The following is a 24,439-nucleotide window of genomic DNA, read 5'->3' as shown; positions in this document are numbered from 1 at the left end:
GAATGGAAGCCAAGACCCTGACCCACCTCAAACAGCTTGAGGCAGAAAGTATCCACATTATCCGTGAAGTGGCGGCGGAGTTTGATAACCCGGTGATGATGTATTCCATCGGCAAAGACAGCTCCGTAATGCTTCACCTGGCACGTAAAGCCTTCTATCCGGGCAAAATTCCTTTTCCGCTTCTGCATGTCGATACCGACTGGAAGTTCAGGGAAATGATTACATTCCGTGATGAAACGGCGAAAAAATACGGCTTCGAGCTTCTGGTGCACAAAAACCCGGAAGGGCTGGCGGCTGGCATCAATCCGTTTGATCACGGCTCCTCCAAGCACACTGACATCATGAAAACCCAGGGTCTGAAGCAGGCACTGAACAAATATGGTTTTGATGCTGCCTTCGGTGGTGCCCGCCGTGACGAAGAGAAAAGCCGCGCCAAAGAGCGTGTTTACAGCTTCCGCGACAAGAACCATGTGTGGGATCCGAAAAACCAGCGCCCTGAGCTTTGGCACACTTATAACGGTCAGGTGAACAAAGGTGAAAGCATTCGCGTGTTCCCGCTGTCGAACTGGACTGAGCTGGATATCTGGCAATACATCTACCTTGAAGGCATCGACATCGTGCCGTTGTACCTGTCTGACGTGCGCCCGGTTGTGGAGCGCGACGGCATGCTGATCATGGTGGATGATGACCGTATGAAGCTGCAGGACGGTGAGGAAATCCAGCACAAGAGCGTCCGTTTCCGCACCCTGGGTTGCTACCCGCTGACCGGTGCCATTGAATCGGAAGCCAACACCCTGCCGGGGATCATTGAAGAGATGCTGGTGGCAACATCGAGCGAACGTCAGGGACGGGCCATTGACCATGATCAGTCCGGCTCTATGGAATTGAAAAAACGTCAGGGATACTTCTAAGGGATTAAGCATGAACAGTGTGATTGAACAACAAGTGGCCGAGCTGGGTATTGAGGCCTATCTGGACCAACATCAGAACAAATCCCTGCTGCGTTTTCTGACCTGTGGCTCAGTTGATGACGGCAAAAGCACCTTGATAGGCCGCCTGCTGCATGACTCCCAGCAAATTTATGAAGATCAGCTGGCTGCGATTCACGCCGACAGCCAGAAAGTGGGCACCACGGGTGATAAACCGGATCTGGCGCTGTTGGTGGACGGTCTGGCCGCTGAACGAGAGCAGGGGATCACCATCGATGTGGCCTATCGTTATTTCTCGACCAAAAAGCGCAAATTCATCATTGCCGACACCCCGGGACACGAGCAGTACACCCGCAACATGGCAACCGGCGCGTCGACCTGTGATCTGGCGGTGATCCTGATTGATGCCCGTAAAGGCGTGCTGGATCAAACCCGCCGTCACTCCTTTATTGCCAGCTCTCTGGGTATCCGTCACTTTGTTGTGGCGGTGAACAAGATGGATCTGGTTGATTTCGATCAGGCGCGTTTTGAACAGATCCGCGATGATTACCTCGTGTTTGCGGAAAAGCTCAATGCCGATATCGACATCAAACTGGTACCGCTGTCTGCGCTGGAAGGCGACAACGTGGTCGACCGCAGTGAAAGCACGCCATGGTATGACGGTGAAACCCTGTTAACCCTGCTGGAAGATGTCAACGTTTCCGCAGAAAAAGACATCCGCACTTTCCGTTTTCCTGTGCAATACGTGAATCGTCCGAACCTCGATTTCCGTGGTTTTTCTGGCACTATTGCCGGCGGTGAAGTGCGTCCGGGCGATGACATCAAAGTGCTGCCATCGGGGAAAACCTCGAAAGTCGCACGGATTGTCACCTTTGATGGCGATTTGGATTATGCCCATGCCGGACAGGCGGTGACACTGACCCTGGCTGATGAAATCGACATCAGCCGTGGCGACCTTATCGTACCGGCCGGTGATTCACAGCAGGCGACCAACAAACTGGTGGCACGTATTGTCTGGATGGCAGAAGCGCCGCTGGAAGTGGGCCGCCAGTACGACATCAAAGTCGCTGGCAAGAAAACGGTGGGTGCAGTGAGCAACATCCGCCATCAGGTCGATATCAACTCGCTGGAGACCTTTGGCACAGACAGCCTGCCATTGAATGGTATCGCAGAATGTGAGGTTGAACTGACCGAATCCGTGCCGCTGGATCTGTATAGCGATTGTCCGGACACGGGAGGATTTATCCTGATTGATCGCCTGACCAACGTGACCGTTGGAGCTGGCATGATCAGCGAGCTGCTCGAAGACAGCGTAGTTCAAACATCCGGAACTGATATTTCTGCGTTTGAGGTTGAGCTCAACGCCTTGATCCGCAAGCACTTCCCGCACTGGAATGCCCGCGACATCAGTAAGTTGCTTGGGTAACGCCAATGAGCTGGGATCAGTCTCTGGTCTTGGGATTGTTGCTGGCGATAGTGGCAGGCTTGGTGTTGACCAAAATCAAACCTGCCTTTCTTTTCGCCGGCGCCGCCTTTATTGCCTTTCAGTCGGGGCTGGTATCGGTCGAGGCGATGGCAGGGAATTTTACCAACAGCTCCCTGCTGACGCTGATACTGCTTATTCTGGCCTCCACTGCACTGGAAAAAACGCGTTTGGTGGGCTGGGTCAGTGGTCAGCTTGCCAGCGGCAGGCTAGGAACCGTGGTCGCAAAACTGGGCCTTTCGACCGCGTTTCTCAGCTCGTTCACCAATAACACCGCCGTGGTTGTTTCGCTTATCGGGGCAGTGAAACGCAACCGTCGCCATGCGCCTTCGCGCCTGCTTATCCCGCTTTCCTATGCCGCTATTCTCGGTGGCACCCTGACCCTGATTGGCACCTCCACCAACCTTATCATCAACAGTTTTGTCGAAAACGCGGGGTTGCCTTCGCTGGGTTTCTTTGCGCCATCGACGATTGGCCTTGCGGTGCTGGCTGGTGGCCTTTTAGTGTTGATCCCGTTTTGTTACCTGTTGCCAAACTATGACGACGACAGTGATGACGATCTGCCGTACGTGTTGGAGGCGGAAGTCAAAAGTGGATCTCCGCTGGCAGGGAAAACTGTGTCGGAAAATGGGTTGCGTGCGCTGCGTCGTCTGTACCTTGCAGAAATCGTCCGTGACGGTGAACTCATCGCGCCAGTGTGCCCGGATACCGTGATGCGCGAAGGGGATAAGCTGCAGTTTTGTGGCGATGTGGAAAGCGTCGCGACTTTGCAGGAAATGGAAGGGCTGGCACTCTTTGGTCAGCACCATATCAATGGCCAGAACCTGCTGGAAGTGGTGGTGAGCCACAGTGCTTCTATTCTCGGCAAGACGCTGAAAGAAGCCAAATTCCGTGAAAACTTTGATGCGGTAGTGGTAGCGATTCGTCGTGGCCATGAAAAGCTTGAAGGCGGCCTTGGCAATATTACCCTGCTTGCCGGTGACACCTTGGTAATTGTTCCCGGTAAAGGGTTTGCGAAAGCGCAGCAGCGCATACAGCGCGAATTTGTGCTCGTAAACGGTCTGGATTCCAGTGCGCGTCTTGACAGTAAAATGAGCACCTGGGTACTGGCAGGCTTTGCCGCCGTGATTGGCGCAGCGTTGATGGCGTGGATGCCACTGCTCAACGGTCTGGCGGCGTATCTGACGGTGTTGCTGCTGACCGGAGTGATCAATCTGGTGGAACTGAAACGCCGTTTTCCGGCAGAGATTGTGGTGATTGTGGGCAGTGCATTAAGCCTTGCACAGCTGATGATCGAATCTGGCCTTTCCGGGCAGTTAGGTGAGCTGTTTATCCACTGGTTTAATGGCTGGGGGGTGTATGGCGCGTTGATTGCGACCTACCTGCTGACTCTGGTGTTAACAGAGCTTGTCACCAACAATGCGGCTGCGGCGTTGTCATTTCCTATTGGATATAGCCTTGCTCTCGGATATGGCGTCGATCCCATGCCGTTTATTATGGCGGTCTTATTTGGCGCCAGTGCGAGTTTTATTTCGCCTTATGGTTACCAGACCAATCTTTTGGTCTACAGTGTGGGAAATTATCAATTAACGGACTACCTGCGGGTTGGATTACCGTTATCATTGGTATACTCGACGCTGGTGTTGAGTCTTATCCCCTTGTTTTTTCCATTTTAATTTCCCTGTGTTAAAGGGCACCTGCCTGGCGACGGGGTAACAAAGGATTGAATTATGAGTGCAGCGGATACGCCGCATCCTGATGAAAATGTGGTTTGGCACAAACACGTTATCGACAAACTATACCGCGCAGGACAGAAGCAACAACGCCCGGCGTTGCTGTGGTTTACCGGTCTTTCCGGTTCCGGTAAATCGACAGTTGCCGGTGCGCTGGAAAGCAAACTGGCACAGATGGGTTATCACACGTATTTGCTTGATGGTGACAATGTGCGCCATGGGCTGTGTCGCGATCTTGGCTTTTCTGATCACGACCGCCGTGAGAATATCCGCCGTGTAGGTGAAGTCGCAAAATTGATGACAGATGCGGGCCTGATTGTCTTGTCAGCCTTTATCTCGCCGTTTCGTGAAGAGCGCCAGCTGGTGCGTGAACTTTTGCCGGAAGGGGAGTTTTTCGAGGTGTTTGTTGATACGCCACTGGCGGTGTGTGAATCGCGCGATCCGAAAGGGCTGTACAAAAAAGCGCGTGCCGGTGAAATCAAAGCATTTACCGGTATCAGTTCGGCCTATGAGGCGCCGGCGTCACCGGAAGTGCACCTGCACACTGATGAGCATTCGGTAGAAGCACTGGTAGATCAATGTATTGCATCATTGCGCGAGGCAGGAATCATCGGTTAAGAGCCATCGTCGTCTGAAATGAAAAATGGCTGGGATTTCCCGGCCATTTTCATCTCTCACTGCCCATATCCAATACTGCTACGCTTTCTCATTGACTGTAGCGCCCACATCACTCTCGACATGAAAAACCTTGGAAAGCAATAACATCAAGGCATCGAGGTATGCCGGATGGGCTTTTTGTCCCACCAGTTTTGCCAGTTCATTGCCGGTCGGGCTAAAGCGGTAGTAGTAAATCCGGATGCCTTTTTGAAGCGGTGTCAGCATAAAGGTTTTACCCTGTCCGGTCAGTGGTAATGATGCTGGCGGTTCGATCAAGCCGGATTCCAGCTCGGTTCTCAATATGAGCCCCAAATCCATCAATACCATCAGATCCGTGAAGGGGAGTTTGAAGTTCCCGAGCGCCAGACGTTCGGCAATATCCGGTTTAAAGTAACGTTTCACCCCCTCTTCCGGTTTGCGAAAACCGGTGATCAGCTTTTTGCTGCTGTCACTGCCAAATGTGCAGGCGAGGGCACAGGCACGTTGCAGGGCCTGCGCTTCACGCTGGGTCATGGTTTCCAGTAGCGACAGGGCTTTGAGGGAGGTGCTGCCCGGCCTGATGATCTCCTGCTTTAAGATCCTAGCCCACAGGTTTTGCATGCCGTCACCGTAGATGGTTTTCGCCATCTCAAAGAAGCGGTACAGCCAGTCAGGATCCGGCGTACCGGCGGTTTCATCGCGGCAAAGATCGTGGGCGATCTTGATGATGTGTTCGAGATTCGCCTGTTGCTGTTGTTTGATTTTCAGTTGGCGGTAGGCCGCGCGCGATGTCAGGCTATCGCGCTCAATATCGTGCAACTTTGCATCAATATGGTGAGCGGCAGCAATCGCTGCCAGCCGATGCTGGCTGGATTTGAGATGACTTTCCTGTTGTGTTTGTGATTTTTCTCTTTTATGGGCGTGTTCCGGTTCGGCGTTTTCTACGTCGATCACGACAGGTTTATTTTGATTGGTCATGCTGTTCCCGCTTTATACACCTTAAGGCAATGTTTTCACGATGGTTTAGTTAACAGGGGATGTAATTAACCATGTTAAATTTAAATTAAATTTGTTAACATTTGACGCATATGATGAATACGCAAGGAGGAGGTGTCGCAGTGAAAAAGTTCAAGATGAATTCTGTGAATGTCCTGCTTGTCGTTTTTTATATCGCCACGCTGTTATACCTTTCCCAGTTTATCGGCTAATGTTGTCTAAACATTAAAAAAACCCGCTGCCAGCGGGTTTTTTCATTTCAGGTGGTGAGCAAGATCACTTCATCAGCATATTGACCAAATCAATCACTTGGGTGATCTCTGCGTCGTTAAGTGCCCCTTCTTTGACAAAGTGCACCGTGCCTTCGGCATCCAGGACCACAATGGCCGAGCTCTTGTCCTGCAACTGCCAGGCCTTAGCCACGGCGCCGTTTTCATCCAGCACAATAGAGGACCAGCTGAAGGCTTTCTTGCTGTCTTCCGCTGACGATTTGACGAAGCCGCCGGTTCCCCAAATGGCATCGTCCTGATTGATAATGGTGGTGGTCTGGTATTGATCTTTTGAAAAACCTGCGGCTTTCACGGCTTCAATCAAGGGGGCGTTCATTTCTTTTGCGTGGCTGCGACCGGCAATCGCCTGGATGATGCGCACTTTCCCGGGCAAGTCCTCACTGCTCCAGCTTTGATAGCTGATGTTGTCCCCTTCCAGCATTAATTCGCCGTGGGATGCCACGGTCACGGGTGGCAACGTCTGGCCGTTTGAGAGGTTGTGCGCTGAGGCAAACGTAGAGATGAGAGCCGTCGCCAAGGCTAATGTTTTCATACGACGCATAAGTAATGCTTCCTGTTTTTTTGTCGATATTTTATACGTCACCCCGCTGAATTTGTTTAATTTTTGGGATGTGTTACTGACTATAGCTGATACGGGAAGCTAGCTTGTATCAATAACTGGCCCAACCACTCAGATTTCGGCATTCGCCCGGACATTTTCTTTGAATCTTTTTTAAGACGACGCGTCGTAATTATGCCATATGTAATTTTTTGTCTACGCTTAGTTCGGTGGAGGTAATGTGAGTCCATTGTGTTGTCAATGCCGTTATGGTGATAGCCCGAACCGAACACTTGGCATTTAGATTGCATCGTACATATGTCAGCCAATCCTGAGCGGAAAGGTATGCGATACAGGTTTTTTCCCCATTGGCATGGAAGGAGTTCATCAATGTTGCGTATATTTCACCAATACCGTCCCCGTCAGGTCGCCCGTTATGTTAAAGGGTTTTTCCGTGGTCGTGTCTATATCGACGGCATTGGCGCGTTTGAGTTTGATGGTGGCAGGTTGCTACCTCCCCATAAAAAAGACAAGCGTGCACTGGCCGTAATGGCCGAAGTGAACAATGAAATCAAGGCCATGGCTGCTGTCGCCTGATCCACCATCAAACACCATAAAACGCCCGTCATTGTTTGCGGGCGTTTTGCTTTCTGCAAACGGCTTTTCTTCAGGTTATCTTTCCCAGGGAGGCAGGCACACGCCAGTACCACCAATGCCACAGTAACCGTTCGGATTCTTCTCCAGATACTGCTGGTGATAGGTTTCGGCAAAATAGTACGGCCCTGCCGGCGCAATTTCTGTGGTGATCCCGGCAGGATTTCCGGCATCTTTCAATGCTACCTGATAGGCATCACGGCTGGCGAGAGCTGCCTGTTTCTGGGTCTCATCAAAGAAATAGATCGCCGAGCGGTATTGGGTGCCTACATCATTTCCCTGACGCATCCCTTGCGTGGGATCGTGACTCTGCCAAAAATGTGTCAAAATCGCTTTCAGGGAAATACGTGCTGGGTCGTAAACAACCTGAACCACTTCAGTGTGACCGGTTTGTGCTGTGCAGACGTCTTTGTACGTGGGATTAACGGTAAAACCACCGCTGTAGCCAACGGACGTGGATATGACGCCGTCAAGCGCCCAAAACAGGCGTTCAGCTCCCCAAAAGCAGCCCATACCCAACAGGATCTGGGTCTGGTTTGCCGGAACGGTTTTGCTCAGAAGAGATCCATTGACGGCATGAGGTTCTGCCGGAATAATTTCTTCGGACCGATCCGGTAGAGCTTGCTCTGCAGTGATGGAGAGTTGCTTTTTGTTGCTCAGCATAAATCGACTCCTTGTCGCTCTGGGTGATGCCTGACGCTATTGAGATGCCCATCATGGCACCTTACAGGCAGGAAAACTATAGAACGCTGCATGCAGTGAATGCTTTCACCATTACATGACTCTGCCCAAGGCGCTGGCGTAAAATGATGCTTGCTGGCCTTTACCTTTAGATGATCCGCAGGGGCAATTTTTCCTTGGTTTGATGCATATTTGCAACACAACAACCGAACACACGGACGGTCATACTGTCACTAAACTCTACAAACAGGCTCTCAGGGTGAGAGAAAAGCTTACGGTCGATGATTAAGAAACGATTAATACCTTGGGTTGTCGTTGCGGCAACATGGGTGCCCGGGGTGGCAATCGCTGATGTGGATTTTGAAATCAACGGGCTGGATGACATGCTCGAAGAGAATGTCTCGGTGTACCTTGACGCCATTCCCGCCAGTGAACGGCGACTGACGTTTCGTTTCCATTCGCGTGTTCAGGAAGAAATCGAAAAAGCGCTCCAGGCGCTGGGGTATTTTGACCCTGAGTTCACCTATGACATCGAAGACCGGGAGTCTATCGATGATGCGACGGTGGTTCTGAACATCAATGCCGGTGAACCTGTTCGTATTGCGGAGGTTGATGTCCAATTGACCGGTGATGCGCTACATGACGAAGCATTCAGAGAACTTCTCAATACCGCCCCCAAGGTAGGGGATGTGCTCAACCAAGGTCAGTATGATGCCCTGAAAGTGGCAATCCAGAGCTTGGCGGTACGCCGGGGTTACTTTGATGCAGAATATACCCTGTCCCGGTTAGAGGTGGCGCCTGGCCTTCACCAGGCCTTTATCCGCTTGCATTTCAACAGTGGCACCCGCTATCACTTTGGCCCTGTGATTTATCATAACAGCCAAATCGATGAAGAGCGGCTTAACAGCATGCTGACCTTCCAGGAAGGTGATCCGTATCTGGTGTCGGAACTGGGGGCATTTAACCAGTCGTTGTCCAATACGGGGTGGTATTCGTCAGTATTGGTCGAAGCGGGGCTGGATGATCTTCGTGACGATCGTGTGCCCATTAGCGTAAACCTGGAGCCTGCACCACGTAACCGGTTTGAAACCGGTGTGGGGTATTCCACGGATGTTGGGCCACGGGTAAAAGTTGGCTGGAGAAAACCCTGGTTTAACAGCCGCGGTCACAGCCTGAATACCGACTTGTATGTGTCCAGCCCCAAACAAACCCTGGAATCAACCTATAAAATCCCGCTGGAAGATGCTCAACGTGAGTTCTATCAGGTACAAGTCGGTCTGGAGAATATTGACAACAATGACACGGAGAGCCTTGAACTCATCTCGTCGATTTCCCGCCACTGGCAGTACGACACCGGGTGGCAGCGGGCGCTTTTCCTGCGCTGGCTTTATTCTGACTATACGCAGGCGAATATTTCGAACATTTCCAACCTGATATTGCCCGGCGTGAATTTTTCCCGGGTTCGCAGCCGTGGGGGAGCTATGCCTCACTGGGGGGACAAGCAGTCTATCACCTTTGAAGCGGGCGATCCGGCGTTGCTGTCAGACATCAGCCTGTTCCGTGTGGTTGGTCAGACCGCCTGGATCCGGAGCCTGAATGATGACAACCGTTTCCTTGCCCGTATCAATGGCGGTGGGATTTTTACCAGCGAGTTTGAACGTGTGCCGCCATCACTGCGCTTTTTTGCCGGTGGTGACAACAGTATCCGCGGTTACAACTATGAATCTGTCTCTCCCCGCGACAGTGAAGGACAGCTTGAAGGAGGCGCTTACATGGCGACAGGCTCGTTGGAATATAACTATCGGGTTAGCGGGAACTGGTGGGCTGCGCTGTTTGTCGATGGCGGTGACGCGTGGAGCAGCAGCGATCCACATTGGAAAACCTCTGCCGGGGTCGGTGTGCGTTGGGAATCGCCCGTTGGGCCGGTTCGTCTGGACATTGCTCACGGCTTTGAAAATAAAGACGATGATTTCATGATCCATTTCAGTCTTGGACCAGAACTATGATGCGTTGGATTAAGCGGATTGTTATCGCCAAAGTATTGTTGTTGGTTCTGATAGTCGCAGGCGTGTTTACCCTTCTTCTGACCCCCGCAGGTGTCAAACTGGCTGTGTGGGGCGCACAGAAAGCCTTGCCGGAACTGACCATTGAAAAAAGCCGTGGTGCCTTGCTGAACGGTTTTGCGTTGGAAGGCGTAACGTTCACGATGGACGGTTTTTCGTTTTCAGGCCGGTCTCTTTCCCTTGATATCAACAGTAAATGCCTCAGTGGGCCTGCGCTTTGTGTTGAATCACTCACCGGTGACGGGATTGAGGTGGTGATTGGCGAAACGGAGCCGTCGCCGGAATCCTCCCCCTCAGAACCTTTGACTGACATCAAAACGCCCATCCCGCTGTTTTTGAATGGCGTGGCACTGTCTGATATCTCGCTTGATATCCTTGGCACCAAGGTGCATTGGAACAGCCTGGTGACTGCTGCACAAATGCAAGGCAATACTGTCACTTTAAAACCCACAGAATGGAAAGGCATCAGGGTGGCGCTGGCACCCAGTGAAGACGCGTCAGCGGAGCCAGAAGTCCAGTCATCCAGTGATGTCCCTGTCGAACTGCCTGCGGTGACAATTCCGCTCAATGTGGTGGTTGAAGGCTTTGCGCTGAAAGATGCCGAGCTGTTGTTGCCGCAAAAACAGGTGATCCATGAGTTTTACGTCAAAGGTCGTGCCGGTGGCCATGACATCACACTCGATGCGCTCCGCCTTGATGCAGAGCAGGGCAAGGTGTCACTCGATGGCAGAATTGCGCTCAAAGACAACTACCCTCTGAATATTGATGCCTCGGCAAATATACGTATGGCACCGCTTCAGGGACATATGTTCACGCTGGATGCAAACGGCGACCTCCGTGCGCTGGCACTGAAGGCAAATCTCAAGGGGGGCTTGCAGGCAGCGCTTTCCGGCAAGCTGGATGTGCTCGACCCTAACCTGCCGTTTAACCTGTTGCTGACCAGTAAAAAACTGCAATGGCCGATTGACAGTAAGGCTGAGTATACCCTCACATCGACGGTCATTAACGCCAGTGGCAGCCTGAAAAAATACAGTGCGTCGCTGAAAACAAAAGCGTCTGGTGAGGCAATACCTGACATGGCGCTTGTCACAAAGCTGACTGGCGATCTCGGCAAGGTGATGTTGGGTGACATCACACTGAACACCCTTGGCGGGCGCATTGAGGGCTGGGCGAGTGTTGACTGGTCAAAGCAGATCAAGTGGCAAACCGGGCTTGAGTTTAACGATATCCAACCCGGGCTGGAGTGGCCGGAAGCAGAAGGTAACCTCTCGGGTGCGCTGAAAAACAGCGGCGAGCTGACAGCCGGGGGCGGCTGGTTGGTGAGGTTGCCCCAGCTTGATATCAAAGGGGTTATCCGTGATCAGGCACTGGATCTGAGCGGCCAGCTTGATGCGTCAGATGTCAAAGGTGAAGGCGATTTGTTGCTGGAAACCAAGGGATTGTCCCTGCGCCACGGGCCCAATGCCGTCAAGGTATCCGGCCGGGTAGACAACACATTGGCGCTCACGCTCGACCTGAACTTACCTAAGCTTTCGGCCTCTGTGCCGCAGGCGGGGGGCAGTGTTCAGGGACAGGTCAATCTCTCCGGCACCCTCGATAAACCCAGTGCGACTCTGAAACTGACCGGCAATACCTTGCGCTGGGAAGAGTTGGTTAGCATCAGGGATGTCAGTATCCGAGGGTCAGTGATGCCGCTGCCGACCATCAGCGGGGGGCTGATCATTGATGTGAATGGCGTGAAGGCTGACGGGGTGGATATCAGCAACCTGGCTATCCATGCCTCCGGCGATGAAGCTGACCAGACCATTTCCCTGAAACTGGATGGTAAACCTGTTGGGACCGCACTCTTTGTTCGCGGGCGGCTGGAGCGAGAAAAAGGTTGGACGGGAACGCTGTACAATTCATCGCTCAAAACCCCGGTCGGTCCTTGGAAACTGGCCAATGACATTCCGGTTAAGGTGGACTTTAACACCGGCGTTGTCGATATCGGCGCTTTCTGCTGGACACAAAACCAGAGTCGGATCTGTCTGGATAACCCGGTGACAGTCGCAGACAGTGGCGAGGCCCAGTTATCCGTCAACCATTTCAGTCTGGATCTGCTGCAGGCGTTCCTGCCGGTAACCACTTCCGTGTCTGGCGCGCTTGATGCCAGTGCCAAGGTAGCGTGGACGCCGAATGCACTGCCAGAGGTGAAGGCGTCAGTATCTCTGGGTAAAGGTGAGGTGGCAGAGCAACTGGATGAGCTGTTTGTCATTGGTTGGGACGGGCTCAATCTGGATGCCACTCTTGGCAATAATGCGTTAAGTGCTGAGCTCAAACTGGCACTGACTGACAATGGCACGGTGTCACTGAATACGGTGATGGGAAACCTCTCCAGCAAAAAGCGTACGCTTAAGAGCACCGTTGGCATCGACAGGGTCGATCTGGGTCTTCTCGCCCCGTTATTTGGTGAAGGCTCCCTGCTGGCAGGTGTACTCGACGGCGAGGTGATGCTGGATGGTGATCTGGATAAACCCACTGCCAATGGCACCATTGCATTGAGTGGCCTGAGATTGCAAAGCCTGTCTGCGCCGATAGAGGTACAGACAGGTAACGTGACGGCGAGGCTCAAAGGCACTCATGGGCGCATTGATGGCGACATTAAAACGCCGGATGGTGATCTGGTGCTGACCGGCGAAGCAGATTGGCAGGATCTGAATGCCTGGCTGGCATCACTGAATGTAAAAGGCCAGCGCTTGAAAGTGGTGGTGCCTCCGATGGTGGCACTGGCAGTCAGCCCGGATATGACCCTGAATGCCTCTCCTGACTCAGTGAATGTAAAAGGGCATGTGGATGTGCCCTGGGGGCGTATTGTGGTAGAAAAACTGCCCCCTTCGGCAGTGCAGGTATCCAGCGATGTGGTGCTCCTCAATGACGAGTTGCAGCCGCTTTCTGAAGACGAAGCCAGCCCCATTACGGTGAATGCCAATATTGCGGTCAACATTGGTGACGATGTCCGTCTGGAAGCCTTCGGCCTGAAAACCTATTTGACAGGCAGGCTGGATGTGGCCAGTAACCGTAAAGGCCCCACGGTGAACGGTGAAATCAAGCTGGAAAAAGGAACGTACCGATCTTTTGGTCAGGATTTGACCATCAAAAAAGGGCAGATCCTGTTTAATGGCCCGCCTGAGCAGCCCTATCTGCAGGTGGAGGCAATCCGCAATCCGGATGCCATTGAAGGTGGCGTTGAAGCCGGTATCCGTGTCACAGGACCGGCAGATACGCCGGAAGTGCAGGTGTTCTCTGATCCCGCAATGCCTCAGGCGAATGCCTTGTCTTACCTGACCCGCGGCCGGGATATCGACAGCGAGTCTGATGGCAATGCCATGACCTCCATGCTGATTGGTCTTGGCCTGTCACAGAGCGGTAAGTTGGTGGGAGAGATTGGTGAAGCGTTTGGCGTGCAGGACCTGAGCGTTGATACATCCGGTGCCGGTAATAATGAAAAAGTGGAAGTGTCTGGCTATATCCTGCCGGGGCTTCAGGTGAAATATGGCGTGGGGATCTTTACCAGCTTACCGGAGTTTACCGTCCGTTATCGCCTGCTTTCTGATCTCTACGTTGAAGCCGTTTCTGGTGCAGACAATGCGGTGGATTTGCTGTACCAGTTCAGCATTAAGTAACCTGCCTGAAAGTAAACAGCCCGGTTTTGATACCGGGCTGTCTTTTTATGCGTGGGGATTATTCCTGATCTGGGAAGTTTTTGAGGAACTCTTCCACTTTATTCACCATCTGGGTCGAGCCGACGAAAAACGGTACCCGCTGGTGAAGCTCAGTCGGTTTGATGTCCATGATGCGCCGCACGCCATCCGATGCCTTGCCACCTGCTTGCTCAATGATAAAGGCCATCGGGTTGCACTCGTACAGCAAGCGAAGCTTACCACTGGGGTAAGCGGCAGTGCTCGGGTAGAGGTATAGCCCACCTTTGAGCATGTTGCGGTGAAAGTCTGAAACCAGTGATCCAATATAACGCGATGTATAAGGGCGGCCATCTTCCGGCGCATTTTCCTGGCAGTATTTGATGTACTTCTTCACGCCGAGAGGGAAGCGGATGTAGTTTCCTTCGTTGATGGAGTAGATCTTGCCGTTATCAGGGATGGTCATGTTTTCATGGGACAGGCAGAATGCGCCAATAGAGGGGTCATAGGTAAAACCATGAACGCCGTTACCTGTGGTGTAAACCAGCATGGTGGACGACCCATAGATGATGTAGCCCGCTGCAACCTGCTGGTTACCCGGTTGGAGAAAATCCTCCATGGTGGCGGGCTGGCCAATCGGGGAAACCCGGCGGTAGATGGAGAAGATGGTGCCCACGGAGACGTTAACATCGATGTTGGACGAGCCATCGAGTGGGTCCATCAGAATAACATATTTGGCGTTGCGGCCAAGTTCGGTGTCAAAGATAACTGCGTCATCTTCTTCCTCACTGGCTACGCCACACACCTGGTCACGGGCAGCCATTGCGGCTTTGAATTTTTCGTTGGCATAGACGTCTAACTTTTGTTGTTCTTCGCCCTGGATGTTCTCACCACCAAACGCGCCTGTGATATCAGCAAGGCCGGCTTTGTTGATTTCACGGTTGACGATTTTGGCAGCCAATCGGATAGATGAGAGCAGTGAGCTGAGTTCTCCACTGGCGTTCGGGTACTCATGTTGCTTTTCAACAATGAACTCGCCAAGTGTACGCATATCTGACATTCCAGATCCTTTTGATGTCTGTGAGTAGATTCTTGGGTAAGATGCCGGAAAGCAAAGCGCTATCAGACCTTGTTTTTTCGGGGTGATTTTGGCGTGTTCGGTGTGTCGGTTGGCAGGAAAAAGGTGTGCCAAATACGTGACGTCACATCCGGACTTAAAATCAACCTCAACAGCTGAACGACACACTGATGTCGCTCAGCGACAGTATTTTAAAGTGTAGAACTTTTTATTCGTATCGAAGTAATTTGGACATGTCAGGAACTGTGATCTAGAGGCAAACAGCCCTTGGAGTAACAGTCCGGACAAAAATCACTGTTTTAGGCTGACGGAACCTTATGCATATACACATTTTGGGCATTTGCGGCACTTTTATGGGCGGCGCTGCCCTTTTGGCGAGACAACTGGGTCATAAAGTGACAGGGTGTGACGCCAACGTTTACCCGCCAATGAGTACGTTGCTGGCATCGCAGGGCATTGAAATCATCCAGGGCTACGATCCGTCTCAGCTAGACCCAGCGCCGGATCTGGTCGTGGTGGGCAATGCGATGAGCCGCGGCAATCCGTGTGTAGAATATGTGCTGGATAACAACCTCAATTACACATCCGGTCCCCAGTGGCTGCTGGATTTTCTGCTCAAAGACCGCTGGGTGCTGGCGGTGGCGGGGACGCACGGCAAAACCACTACCGCGAGCATGCTGGCGTGGGTGCTGGAAGACTGCGGTTATCAACCGGGCTTTTTGATTGGTGGCGTACCGGGTAACTTTGGTGTGTCGGCACGTCTGGGCGAAAGCATGTTCTTTGTGGTGGAAGCTGATGAATATGACAGTGCTTTTTTCGACAAGCGCTCGAAGTTCGTCCATTACCACCCACGCACGCTGATCATGAACAACCTTGAGTTCGATCATGCCGATATCTTTGACGATCTGAACGCGATCAAGCGCCAGTTCCATCATCTGGTGCGTACCGTGCCGGGGATTGGCCGTATTATCGCACCGTCCAATGATGACAACATCACATCGACACTGGCGATGGGCTGCTGGAGTGAACTGGAATTTGCCGGAGAAGACGGTATCTGGAAAGCCGAAAAGCGTGTGGCAGATGGCAGCGAGTTTGATGTCTGGTTTGACGGCAAACCGGTGGGTACCGTGAAGTGGGACCTGATTGGTGACCATAACGTCAGCAACGCATTGATGACGGTTGCTGCTGCCCGTCACGTCGGTGTCACACCGGATCTGGCGTGTGACGCGCTGGGCCGTTTTATCAATACCAAACGCCGTCTGGAGCATAAAGGCGATTTCAACGGTGTCACGGTTTATGACGATTTTGCCCACCACCCAACGGCGATTAAGACCACGCTGGCGGGGCTTCGGGCGAAAGTTGGCGACCGGCGCATTCTGGCAGTGCTTGAGCCAAGATCCAACACCATGAAGCTTGGCGTACATAAAGATGAGATTGCACCGTCACTGGATGATGCTGACGTGGTGTTGTTGTTCCAGCCTGAACATATCACCTGGTCAGTCAACGACGTGGCAGAAGCCTGTAAAGCCCCGGCGAAGACCTTTGATGATATCGATGCGCTGGTAGCGGGCATTGTCAGCGAGGCCAATTCCGGTGATGTGGTGCTGGTAATGAGTAACGGCGGCTTCGGTGGTATTCACGACAAACTGAAAGCGGCTCTGGAACAACGATAAGGAACACATGGTAACGTCAATGAGCGACAAACGGATCACTCTGGCCTGGACGGGGGCGTCAGGGGCACCTTATGGCTTCCGCTTGCTGGAATGTCTGCTGGCCGCAGACTACGAGGTTTATCTGCTGATCTCCTCGGCGGCGCGGGTGGTGCTGGCGACGGAACATGGCCTGAAGTTGCCATCAGGACCTGATGCGGCCAAAAAAGTGCTGGAGAAGCACCTTAATGCCCCTGCTGACAAGCTGGTGGTGTGTGGCAAGGAAGATTGGTTTTCACCCGTTGCTTCTGGTTCAGCGGCCCCGAAAAAGATGGTGGTGTGTCCGTGCTCGGCAGGTTCACTCGCGGCCATTGCCCATGGTATGTCCGATAACCTTGCTGAACGTGCGGCGGATGTGGTGCTCAAAGAGCGTGGTCAGCTTGTGTTGGTGGTCCGTGAAACCCCGTTTTCCACCTTACATTTGGAGAATATGCTGAAGCTCTCCCAAATGGGCGTAACCATCATGCCGGCGGCGCCGGGTTTTTATCATCAGCCTGAATCTGTCGACGATTTGGTGGATTTCATGGTGGCGAGGATCCTTGACCATCTGGGGATTGAACAGGTGCTGGTGCCACGCTGGGGGTACGATCAGCGGGAAAGCTGATTGCAAAAATACCAAAAAGGGGCGGTGTAGAAACCGCCCCTTTTAGGTTCTGTAAACAGAGTTCAGCCTTGTGGCTTCATGATCAGAACGTTGACTTTTGATTGCTCCAGTACTTTTGATGCAACTGAACCAATGATGAGTTTATTGGCTTTTGAGCGTTTGTGGCTTGGCATCACAATCAGATCGCAACCCAGTTTATCGGCCGTTTTTACAATCGCCTTGTACGGTTTTCCTTCTGCTACTGACAAATCATACGCCACGCCTTGCGGCACGGAGCGCTCGGCGAAAGCTTTCAGGTTATTTCGTACATCTTGTTTCATTTTTTGGGCCGCATCTTCCGGGAAATAAGACTGCACCATGGAGTTATGAATGCCCGGCAGGGCGGTAAGAAGGTGCAGTGTGGCACCGGTCTGTCCTGCCAGCCAAACAGCGTGTTCAACCGCTTTGTCAGCAAAACTTTCATCATTCAAATCAACAGGGACCAGAATGTGTTTATACATGTTCTCTACTCTCTTGTGTGGTCGTTGGCCGGGGCGGTTTGCCCCGGGGGTGATTACGCTGTTTGTTGGCTTGCCTGTTGTATCCGGCGGCGCTGATTCCAGGCCAGCGCCGCAAGCAAAAGCAGGGTCGGTAGGAATACCCATTCTTTTGCCGGGCGGTCCGCAGGCGTGCTTACCTGAACCACCTCCCAGTCAAAGTCGATACCTGCTTCGGCGGCCGGACTTCCCCACTTGACCATATCGACCCACTGCACGCCGTCTTCGTTGCGCAGTTCCAGACCGGTAGACATAACACGCGCCAGCCCTTCTGTTTCCTGACTATCGACAGGGAGGCGAACGTGTTTTGTCACTGTATCACCATCAATGGTTTCGCCGCGTACCTGAATATTAAGTGTCTGGCCAACCGGCAACTTTTCCGCCACTTCCATAATAGCCGAACCTGGGTAATCGTTGGTGGGCGGGTACATTTCATCCCACCAGAAACCCGGACGGAACAGGGAAAATGTGATAACAAGCATCAGCAGGGTTTCCCACCATTTGTTGCGGGTAAGCCACCATCCCTGAGTGGCTGCTGAAAACACCAGCATGGCGATCACTGCTGAACCTATAGTCAGTAGTAAGTGAATAGGACCGTCAATATCCATCAGCAGTAACTGAGTGTTGAAGATGAACATAAACGGCAGGATGGCAGTCCGGATATCGTAGGTGAATCCCTGGATACCGGTTTTGATTGGGTCTGATTTCGCAATCGCCGCAGCGGCAAAAGCCGCGAGGCCGACCGGTGGCGTATCATCTGCCAGAATACCGAAATAGAACACAAACAGGTGAACCGCGATCAATGGAATGATCAGGCCTTCCTGCGCACCCAGTGTGACGATCACCGGCGCCATCAGTGTGGATACCACGATATAGTTTGCTGTCGTTGGCAGGCCCATCCCTAGGATCAGGCTGATAATGGCCGTAAACAGCAGCATCAGGATGATGTTGCCACCAGAGATAAACTCGACGAAGTCAGTCATCACCAGGCCAATACCGGTCAGTGTCACCACGCCCACGACGATACCTGCCGCTGCCGTTGCAACACCGATACCAATCATGTTGCGGGCTCCGGCAACGAAACCTTCCATCAGATCGACAAAGCCTTTCTTCACTTCGCTGCCAATGGTTGATTTTCCTTTAAAAAAGGCAATCAACGGACGTTGTGTCACCACGATGAACATCATGAACAAGGTCGCCCAGAAGGCCGAGAGGCCGGGCGAAAAACGCTCTACCATCAGGCACCATACCAACACCGCGATGGGCAGCAGGTAGTACAGGCCTGAACGTACTGTCGGGCCCGGCTCCGGGACTTCAGATAAATCTGCCGCCGCCGGATCCTCGACGGCTTCTTTTTTGTATTGTGCTGAATAGCGAATCAACGCGATGTAGGCGAAGAAAATCAACGCAGCAATGATGGGGCTGGCGGCGGCACCGAACACATTTTTGGTCCAGCCAATGCCGTAGTAAACCGCGAAGCTCAGCACACAAATGCCAATCACGATCACCACAAAATTTTGTAGCGATTGCAGGAAGGTTGAGGTGTGGCGGCGGGGAAGACCTGTCATGCCCGCTTTGCAGGCTTCCAGGTGAACAATATAAATCAGTGCGATATAGGAAATGATCGCGGGCAGGATAGCGGCCTTAATCACGTCGATATAGGGAATACCTACGTATTCCACCATCAGGAAAGCGGCAGCCCCCATAATGGGTGGGGTCAACTGACCATTGGTGGACGCGGCGACTTCTACTGCGCCGGCTTTTGAGCCGGGAAAACCCACACGCTTCATCAGCGGGATAGTAAATGTCCCGGTGGTGACCACGTTGGCAATGGAGGAGCCGGAAATCAGGCCAGACAAGCCGGACGCTACAACGGCAGCTTTCGCAGGGCCGCCACGCATATGGCCCAACAGGGAGAAAGCAACCTTGATGAAATAGCCTCCCGCGCCAGCGCGGTCGAGCAGGGCGCCAAACAGGACAAACAGGAACACGAAAGAGGTGGAGACACCCAGTGCGACACCGAATACCCCTTCGGTGGTCAGCCACATATGGGACATGGCTTTATTCAGGCTGGCACCTTTGTGGGCGATGACGTCCGGCATATATGGACCGGCGAAGGTATAAAGCAAGAACACCAGTGCGACCACCATCAAGGGGGGCCCCAGTGCCCGGCGTGTGGCTTCCAGCAGCAATATCATCCCAGTGACAGCAACCGCAATATCCACAGAAGTGGGCGCACCAGCGCGGGAAGCAAGGTCGGTATAAAACAAGAAGAGGTAGCCTGCAGAGAAACTGCCAGCAAGGGCAAACAGCCAGTCTTGTACCGGGATCCGGTTCCGTGGCGAACGTTTCAGTGCAGGGTATGCAGTGAAGGCGAGAAAGATGGCAAAGGCCAGATGAATAGAGCGTGCCTCAGTATCATTGAGTGCGACAGTAAAGGGGGAGGCATACCACAACTGGAAAAGTGACCAGCACAAAGGAACAAACCACAGGATTCTTCCCGGTATACCTGACGGAGCGCGGGCTCCGGTGTCCGCCTGGGCGACAATGTCCTGTGCGCCTTGCGGTGTCTCGGTCGTCTTCGTCATGCCATTATCCTTTAAATCGGCAAGTAAAGTGTAAAAAACCTGACAGCAGATGTGAATAACCCGCAACAAGGCGGGCTATCTCAATGGCGTGTGTTATACGCCTTTCTTGTCTTCATCTAATGACAGGTACTGCGTTATCTGGTCTTGCTAAGACTCAGCTTATTTTATTAGAGTTTGAATATATGGTGATAAATGATAACAAATCTGTTTCTAAAATTTAAAACCTGAGAAATATTTTGTCATTGTCTTTCGCATCGAATTGAGGCCTACAAAGAAGATAAAAGCAGAAAATCTTCTTCTTGATATCGTGTGTTTTGTTGCGGGATGTGAAGGTATGGATAGAAACATAGGCGAGATGTGAGGAAAATCATCCCGCCTATTTGTGTGTTCTGGTTGATTTAGCGAGAATAATCGAAAAGCCCACAAACGGCGTCAAAAAGTCGTGCTGTGGTAGTAGAGCGCGTTGGGGTAATGAAAATGGTGTCATCACCGGCAACCACACCCAGAATACCTTCTGCTTTACCCAGAGAGTCGAGCAGGCGTGCGATCAGTTGAGCAGCGCCTGGGCCTGTGTGAATCACCACTAGGGCATCGTTATAATCGATATCCATGACCAGCTCTTTGAGTGGGCTGCTGGTCGTTGGAACACCAAGCTCAACCGGCAGACAGTAGACCATTTCCATTTTTGCATTGCGGGTACGCACGGCACCAAACTTAGTCAGCATGCGGGAGACTTTCGACTGGTTGATGTTCTCAAAGCCCTGTGCTTTCAGCGCATCCACGATTTCACCCTGAGAGCTGAATTTTTCTTCTTTTAGGATGGCTTTAAATGCCTTCACTAATTGATCTTGTTTGTCTGAATTGCGCATATTTCTTTTATCTTCCCCGTATCAGGAAGGCGCATTCTTGCATAGTGATTCAGTCACGGGCAATAAAATCAGCAGTAAAGTGACGCACCTATCACCTTTCAACAGGGCGTAAGTGCTTTGAAGGGAAAAATGAGAAGCGCGGCTTATCCTCAGTCTGACAAGCTTGTGATTGCTGCTGCTCCGCACGTATTATGCACTCAGGGCCGTGTTGTATTCAGGGTTGCAGTTCGCTGTTGAGTAAACCACGTTAATGTTAATACTGACAGGTTCTGTATCCAGGGTCAGCAGACCCAAAGGTCTGAAAGAAAAATAATCGTAAATAAGGAGAACGAAATGAAAGTTGCTGTGATTGGCGCCGCTGGTGGCATTGGTCAAGCTTTAGCCCTGCTTTTGAAAAACCGTCTGCCTGCGGGTTCAGATCTGGCACTGTACGACATTGCACCTGTCACGCCGGGTGTTGCTGTTGATCTTAGTCATATCCCAACGCCTGTTTCGATCAAAGGTTACTGTGGTGAAGATCCTACGCCAGCGCTGGAAGGTGCTGATGTGGTACTGATCTCTGCCGGTGTAGCACGTAAGCCTGGTATGGATCGTTCGGATCTGTTCAACGTGAACGCGGGTATTGTTCGTTCTCTGAGTGAAAAAATCGCTGATGTTTGCCCGAAAGCACTGATTGGTATTATCACTAACCCAGTAAATACCACGGTGGCGATTGCCGCAGAGGTATTGAAAGCAAAAGGTGTGTATGACAAAAAACGCCTGTTTGGTGTGACCACGCTGGACATCATCCGTTCAGAAACCTTTGTTGCTGAGCTGAAAGGTAAAAATCCAGGTGATGTGCGTGTGCCGGTGATTGGTGGCCACTCGGGTGTGACCATCCTGCCTCTGTTGTCTCAGGTTGAAGGGGTTGAATTCACCGAAGAGGAAGTGGCTGCATTGACACCACGCATCCAGAATGCCGGTACTGAAGTGGTTGAGGCGAAAGCGGGTGGCGGCTCTGCAACCTTGTCTATGGGTCAGGCGGCATGCCGCTTTGGTCTGGCGCTGGTTCGTGCAGCCCAAGGTGAACAAGGCATTGTTGAATGTGCATACGTAGAAGGTGATGGCAAATATGCACGCTTCTTTGCGCAGCCAGTTCGTTTGGGCAAAAACGGTGTGGAAGAGATCTTGGATCACGGCCCACTGAGTGCATTCGAGCAAAACGCACTGGACAGCATGCTGGATACTTTGCGCAAAGATATCGCGCTGGGTGAAGAGTTCGTCAAGTAATCTTTACCAGAACGGAAAAAAGCGGCTTCAAAAGCCGCTTTTTTTGTCCTTGAAGCCGTCCAATACTACTTTTTACGGCGCACTGCGATATGAGCCAGTGCCTTAAGCGCTTCTTTGTATTCAGACTCAGGGATTGGGGCGAGGGCGTTAATGGCTTTATCCGCCTCATCTTCGGCCCGCTGGCGGGTGTATTCAAGAGACCCACACGCCTCCATACAGGCAAGTATCTGCGCTAGCTTATCCAGACCATTGCCTTGCTCGATCGCTTCACGGATCATCGCTGCCTGCTCTGGGGTGCCGTTTGCCATGGCATGAAGTAATGGCAGGGTAGGCTTGCCTTCGGCCAGATCGTCACCGGTGTTTTTCCCCATCTCATCACCTTGTGACGTGTAGTCCATCACATCGTCGATAAGCTGGAAGGCCGTACCAAGATAACGGCCATAATCCTGCATCGCTGTTTCTATTTCTTCACTTGCATCGGCGAGGATCGCGCCGATCTGCGTGGCGGCTTCAAACAGGCGGGCTGTTTTGGAGTAGATCACCTGCATGTAACTTTCTTCGGTGGTGTTGGGGTCGTTACAGTTCATCAGCTGCAACACTTCACCTTCGGCGATCACATTGGTGGCTTTGCTCATCAGATCGAGGATCCTCAATGATCGAAGCTCGGTCATCATCTGGAAAGAACGGGTGTAGATGTAATCTCCCACCAACACACTGGCGGCGTTGCCAAACATAGCGTTGGCGGTCGCTTTACCACGGCGGAGATCGGATTCATCAACCACGTCGTCATGAAGCAGGGTCGCGGTATGAATAAATTCGATGAAAGCCGCAGCGGTGATGTGTCCTTCACCCTGATAGCCCAATGCGCGCCCTGAAAGCACAGCAAGCATTGGGCGAAGGCGTTTTCCGCCACCACTGACGATGTAAAAACCCAATTGGTTAATCAACGCGACATCAGAGTTCAGTTGTGCGAGTATTTTTTGGTCCACTTTTGCCATGTCATCGGCAGTCAGTGCTTGGATGGTGTTAAAATCCATTGATACGTCCGGTCCAAGGAAGATTGCAGGTTGCTGCTCTCGTTTTTGCGATGATAGTACACTAAAATTCCTTGCTCGACACAGTATCAATGTTGGCAAAATAAGCGGTTAAATACGGTGAACAGGTTTTCGCCAATTTTCTTTCACACCCCCCTTGCCAGCAAGCGAATCTTACCGTAGAATTCGCGCCCTATTGATGAATTAAATGCGCACCCCTCACTGCACACTTTTTACACGCAGTAGGCTGTGCGGAAATGCGGAGAAAACCATGTACGCAGTTTTCCAAAGTGGTGGTAAACAACACCGTGTAAGCGAAGGCCAAACTATTCGCTTGGAAAAGCTAGACGTTGAAACTGGCTCAACTGTTGAGTTTGATTCTGTTCTGCTGGTTGCTAACGGCGAAGAAATCACTGTTGGTGCGCCGTTCGTAGCAGGCGGAAAAGTAACTGCTGAAGTAGTTACTCACGGTCGTGGCGACAAAGTGAAAATCGTTAAGTTCCGTCGTCGTAAGCATTCTCGTAAGCAAATGGGCCACCGTCAGTGGTTCACTGAAGTCAAAATCACTGGCATCAGCGCTTAATTTAGGAGAAGAGATAAATGGCACACAAAAAAGCTGGCGGTTCGACTCGTAACGGCCGTGACTCAGAAAGTAAACGTCTTGGTGTTAAGCGCTTTGGCGGTGAATCTGTTCTGGCAGGTAACATCATCGTTCGTCAACGTGGTACCAAGTTCCACGCTGGCACTAACGTAGGTTGCGGTAAAGACCACACTCTGTTCGCTCTGTCTGACGGCAAAGTGAAGTTCGAAGTTAAAGGTCCTAAGAACCGTAAATTCGTTAGCATCGAAGCTGAATAATAGCACTCGATACTGATTTTGAAGCCCTGCCTTACGGCGGGGCTTTTTGTTGCATAGTTAAGTGGCTTTTGGATGAAGCGATTTAACTATACAACAGCAATCTAAAGCTCAGGCGGCTCAGCAGCGAATTTCGCGTGTGGCACAAGCATGTGCGGCTTGAAAGGACTCTCGTCACGCAGATGCCACAGGTATCACGGCGGTATCTGCAGGCATA

Annotated in this window: 20 protein-coding genes; 12 read left to right on the top strand and 8 right to left on the bottom strand. The window is 52.1% G+C overall.

The genetic code is table 11. The features are described from left to right. The first annotated feature begins 2 nt into the window (after nucleotides 1–2). The 4 genes from cysD to cysC are packed head-to-tail and all read left to right on the top strand — an operon-like array spanning nucleotide 3 to nucleotide 4,763. Nucleotides 3–911 carry a sulfate adenylyltransferase subunit CysD gene (gene cysD / locus VHA_RS10730; RefSeq protein WP_005504133.1) on the top strand — a complete coding sequence of 303 codons (909 nt, stop codon included), beginning with the start codon at nucleotides 3–5 and terminating at the stop codon, nucleotides 909–911. A gap of 10 nt (nucleotides 912–921) precedes the next feature. Beyond that, nucleotides 922–2,355, top strand: a complete 1,434-nt coding sequence (gene cysN / locus VHA_RS10725) for a sulfate adenylyltransferase subunit CysN (protein WP_005504127.1) — start codon at nucleotides 922–924, stop codon at nucleotides 2,353–2,355. A gap of 5 nt (nucleotides 2,356–2,360) precedes the next feature. Then, complete coding sequence (locus VHA_RS10720; protein ID WP_005504126.1) at nucleotides 2,361–4,088, top strand: SLC13 family permease; 1,728 nt, start codon at nucleotides 2,361–2,363, stop codon at nucleotides 4,086–4,088. Nucleotides 4,089–4,142: 54 nt separating this feature from the next. Next, on the top strand, nucleotides 4,143–4,763 hold the full coding sequence (gene cysC / locus VHA_RS10715) for an adenylyl-sulfate kinase (protein ID WP_005504121.1): 621 nt from the start codon (nucleotides 4,143–4,145) through the stop codon (nucleotides 4,761–4,763). 78 nt (nucleotides 4,764–4,841) lie between these two features. Here cysC and VHA_RS10710 read toward each other — a convergent pair whose 3' ends face one another. Both VHA_RS10710 and VHA_RS10705 read right to left on the bottom strand, forming a co-directional pair. After that, entirely contained in the window at nucleotides 4,842–5,759 is a 918-nt protein-coding gene (locus tag VHA_RS10710) for a TIGR03899 family protein (protein ID WP_005504119.1), read from the bottom strand. A gap of 294 nt (nucleotides 5,760–6,053) precedes the next feature. After that, entirely contained in the window at nucleotides 6,054–6,608 is a 555-nt protein-coding gene (locus tag VHA_RS10705; RefSeq protein ID WP_005504115.1) for a YtfJ family protein, read from the bottom strand. Nucleotides 6,609–6,995: 387 nt separating this feature from the next. On the opposite strand from VHA_RS10705, the gene VHA_RS10700 reads away from it, so the two are divergent. After that, on the top strand, nucleotides 6,996–7,202 hold the full coding sequence (locus tag VHA_RS10700; RefSeq protein ID WP_005504113.1) for a DUF1107 domain-containing protein: 207 nt from the start codon (nucleotides 6,996–6,998) through the stop codon (nucleotides 7,200–7,202). A 75-nt stretch (nucleotides 7,203–7,277) separates the two neighbouring features. On the opposite strand, the gene msrA is transcribed toward VHA_RS10700, so the two are convergent. Then, nucleotides 7,278–7,922 carry a peptide-methionine (S)-S-oxide reductase MsrA gene (gene msrA, locus VHA_RS10695; RefSeq protein ID WP_005504111.1) on the bottom strand — a complete coding sequence of 215 codons (645 nt, stop codon included), beginning with the start codon at nucleotides 7,920–7,922 and terminating at the stop codon, nucleotides 7,278–7,280. Between the two features lie 299 nt (nucleotides 7,923–8,221). On the opposite strand from msrA, the gene tamA reads away from it, so the two are divergent. Both tamA and tamB read left to right on the top strand, forming a co-directional pair. After that, nucleotides 8,222–9,946 carry an autotransporter assembly complex protein TamA gene (gene tamA / locus VHA_RS10690; RefSeq protein WP_005504109.1) on the top strand — a complete coding sequence of 575 codons (1,725 nt, stop codon included), beginning with the start codon at nucleotides 8,222–8,224 and terminating at the stop codon, nucleotides 9,944–9,946. Next, nucleotides 9,943–13,665: an autotransporter assembly complex protein TamB gene (tamB, locus tag VHA_RS10685; RefSeq protein WP_005504107.1), complete on the top strand. Its 3,723-nt coding sequence runs from the start codon at nucleotides 9,943–9,945 to the stop codon at nucleotides 13,663–13,665. Before tamA ends, tamB begins: the two co-directional genes overlap by 4 nt. 58 nt (nucleotides 13,666–13,723) lie before the next feature. On the opposite strand, the gene fbp is transcribed toward tamB, so the two are convergent. After that, the gene (fbp, locus tag VHA_RS10680; RefSeq protein WP_040528647.1) at nucleotides 13,724–14,740 is read right to left on the bottom strand and encodes a class 1 fructose-bisphosphatase; all 1,017 of its coding nucleotides are present in this window, start codon (nucleotides 14,738–14,740) and stop codon (nucleotides 13,724–13,726) included. A 335-nt stretch (nucleotides 14,741–15,075) separates the two neighbouring features. Between fbp and mpl the strand changes: the two genes are divergently transcribed. Together mpl and VHA_RS10670 are read left to right on the top strand one after the other, a co-directional pair. Then, the gene (mpl, locus tag VHA_RS10675; protein WP_005504104.1) at nucleotides 15,076–16,431 is read left to right on the top strand and encodes a UDP-N-acetylmuramate:L-alanyl-gamma-D-glutamyl-meso-diaminopimelate ligase; all 1,356 of its coding nucleotides are present in this window, start codon (nucleotides 15,076–15,078) and stop codon (nucleotides 16,429–16,431) included. A 19-nt stretch (nucleotides 16,432–16,450) separates the two neighbouring features. After that, nucleotides 16,451–17,071, top strand: coding sequence for a flavin prenyltransferase UbiX (locus VHA_RS10670; RefSeq protein ID WP_040528646.1), 621 nt, complete (start codon nucleotides 16,451–16,453; stop codon nucleotides 17,069–17,071). 62 nt (nucleotides 17,072–17,133) lie between these two features. On the opposite strand, the gene VHA_RS10665 is transcribed toward VHA_RS10670, so the two are convergent. The 3 genes from VHA_RS10665 to argR all read right to left on the bottom strand — a co-directional run bounded on the left by VHA_RS10665 (nucleotide 17,134) and on the right by argR (nucleotide 21,064). Then, entirely contained in the window at nucleotides 17,134–17,571 is a 438-nt protein-coding gene (locus VHA_RS10665) for a universal stress protein (protein WP_005504099.1), read from the bottom strand. A 53-nt stretch (nucleotides 17,572–17,624) separates the two neighbouring features. Continuing rightward, a complete protein-coding gene (locus VHA_RS10660; protein WP_005504097.1) occupies nucleotides 17,625–20,195 on the bottom strand; it encodes a TRAP transporter permease in 2,571 nt (856 codons plus the stop codon). Between the two features lie 398 nt (nucleotides 20,196–20,593). Beyond that, complete coding sequence (gene argR / locus VHA_RS10655; RefSeq protein ID WP_005504095.1) at nucleotides 20,594–21,064, bottom strand: transcriptional regulator ArgR; 471 nt, start codon at nucleotides 21,062–21,064, stop codon at nucleotides 20,594–20,596. 333 nt (nucleotides 21,065–21,397) lie between these two features. Between argR and mdh the strand changes: the two genes are divergently transcribed. After that, nucleotides 21,398–22,333, top strand: a complete 936-nt coding sequence (gene mdh / locus VHA_RS10650) for a malate dehydrogenase (RefSeq protein ID WP_005504093.1) — start codon at nucleotides 21,398–21,400, stop codon at nucleotides 22,331–22,333. Nucleotides 22,334–22,398: 65 nt separating this feature from the next. On the opposite strand, the gene ispB is transcribed toward mdh, so the two are convergent. Further along, nucleotides 22,399–23,370: an octaprenyl diphosphate synthase gene (gene ispB / locus VHA_RS10645; protein ID WP_005504091.1), complete on the bottom strand. Its 972-nt coding sequence runs from the start codon at nucleotides 23,368–23,370 to the stop codon at nucleotides 22,399–22,401. A 268-nt stretch (nucleotides 23,371–23,638) separates the two neighbouring features. Between ispB and rplU the strand changes: the two genes are divergently transcribed. Next, nucleotides 23,639–23,950, top strand: coding sequence for a 50S ribosomal protein L21 (gene rplU / locus VHA_RS10640; protein ID WP_005504089.1), 312 nt, complete (start codon nucleotides 23,639–23,641; stop codon nucleotides 23,948–23,950). 17 nt (nucleotides 23,951–23,967) lie between these two features. Beyond that, entirely contained in the window at nucleotides 23,968–24,225 is a 258-nt protein-coding gene (gene rpmA, locus VHA_RS10635; protein WP_002536479.1) for a 50S ribosomal protein L27, read from the top strand. Nucleotides 24,226–24,439 lie beyond the last annotated feature (214 nt).

The sequence above is a fragment of the Grimontia hollisae CIP 101886 genome (assembly GCF_000176515.1).
Taxonomy (GTDB): Bacteria; Pseudomonadota; Gammaproteobacteria; order Enterobacterales; family Vibrionaceae; genus Enterovibrio; species Enterovibrio hollisae.
This window is presented reverse-complemented; position numbering and strand designations above follow the sequence as displayed.

Excerpts from the sequence above, each read along its gene's own strand:
- cysD (WP_005504133.1), top strand. The coding sequence starts at position 3 with ATGGAAGCCAAGACCCTGACCCACCTCAAACAGCTTGAGGCAGAAAGT.
- cysN (WP_005504127.1), top strand. The coding sequence starts at position 922 with ATGAACAGTGTGATTGAACAACAAGTGGCCGAGCTGGGTATTGAGGCC.
- VHA_RS10720 (WP_005504126.1), top strand. The coding sequence starts at position 2,361 with ATGAGCTGGGATCAGTCTCTGGTCTTGGGATTGTTGCTGGCGATAGTG.
- cysC (WP_005504121.1), top strand. The coding sequence starts at position 4,143 with ATGAGTGCAGCGGATACGCCGCATCCTGATGAAAATGTGGTTTGGCAC.
- VHA_RS10710 (WP_005504119.1), bottom strand. The coding sequence starts at position 5,759 with ATGACCAATCAAAATAAACCTGTCGTGATCGACGTAGAAAACGCCGAA.
- VHA_RS10705 (WP_005504115.1), bottom strand. The coding sequence starts at position 6,608 with ATGCGTCGTATGAAAACATTAGCCTTGGCGACGGCTCTCATCTCTACG.
- VHA_RS10700 (WP_005504113.1), top strand. The coding sequence starts at position 6,996 with ATGTTGCGTATATTTCACCAATACCGTCCCCGTCAGGTCGCCCGTTAT.
- msrA (WP_005504111.1), bottom strand. The coding sequence starts at position 7,922 with ATGCTGAGCAACAAAAAGCAACTCTCCATCACTGCAGAGCAAGCTCTA.
- tamA (WP_005504109.1), top strand. The coding sequence starts at position 8,222 with ATGATTAAGAAACGATTAATACCTTGGGTTGTCGTTGCGGCAACATGG.
- tamB (WP_005504107.1), top strand. The coding sequence starts at position 9,943 with ATGATGCGTTGGATTAAGCGGATTGTTATCGCCAAAGTATTGTTGTTG.
- fbp (WP_040528647.1), bottom strand. The coding sequence starts at position 14,740 with ATGTCAGATATGCGTACACTTGGCGAGTTCATTGTTGAAAAGCAACAT.
- mpl (WP_005504104.1), top strand. The coding sequence starts at position 15,076 with ATGCATATACACATTTTGGGCATTTGCGGCACTTTTATGGGCGGCGCT.
- VHA_RS10670 (WP_040528646.1), top strand. The coding sequence starts at position 16,451 with ATGAGCGACAAACGGATCACTCTGGCCTGGACGGGGGCGTCAGGGGCA.
- VHA_RS10665 (WP_005504099.1), bottom strand. The coding sequence starts at position 17,571 with ATGTATAAACACATTCTGGTCCCTGTTGATTTGAATGATGAAAGTTTT.
- VHA_RS10660 (WP_005504097.1), bottom strand. The coding sequence starts at position 20,195 with ATGACGAAGACGACCGAGACACCGCAAGGCGCACAGGACATTGTCGCC.
- argR (WP_005504095.1), bottom strand. The coding sequence starts at position 21,064 with ATGCGCAATTCAGACAAACAAGATCAATTAGTGAAGGCATTTAAAGCC.
- mdh (WP_005504093.1), top strand. The coding sequence starts at position 21,398 with ATGAAAGTTGCTGTGATTGGCGCCGCTGGTGGCATTGGTCAAGCTTTA.
- ispB (WP_005504091.1), bottom strand. The coding sequence starts at position 23,370 with ATGGATTTTAACACCATCCAAGCACTGACTGCCGATGACATGGCAAAA.
- rplU (WP_005504089.1), top strand. The coding sequence starts at position 23,639 with ATGTACGCAGTTTTCCAAAGTGGTGGTAAACAACACCGTGTAAGCGAA.
- rpmA (WP_002536479.1), top strand. The coding sequence starts at position 23,968 with ATGGCACACAAAAAAGCTGGCGGTTCGACTCGTAACGGCCGTGACTCA.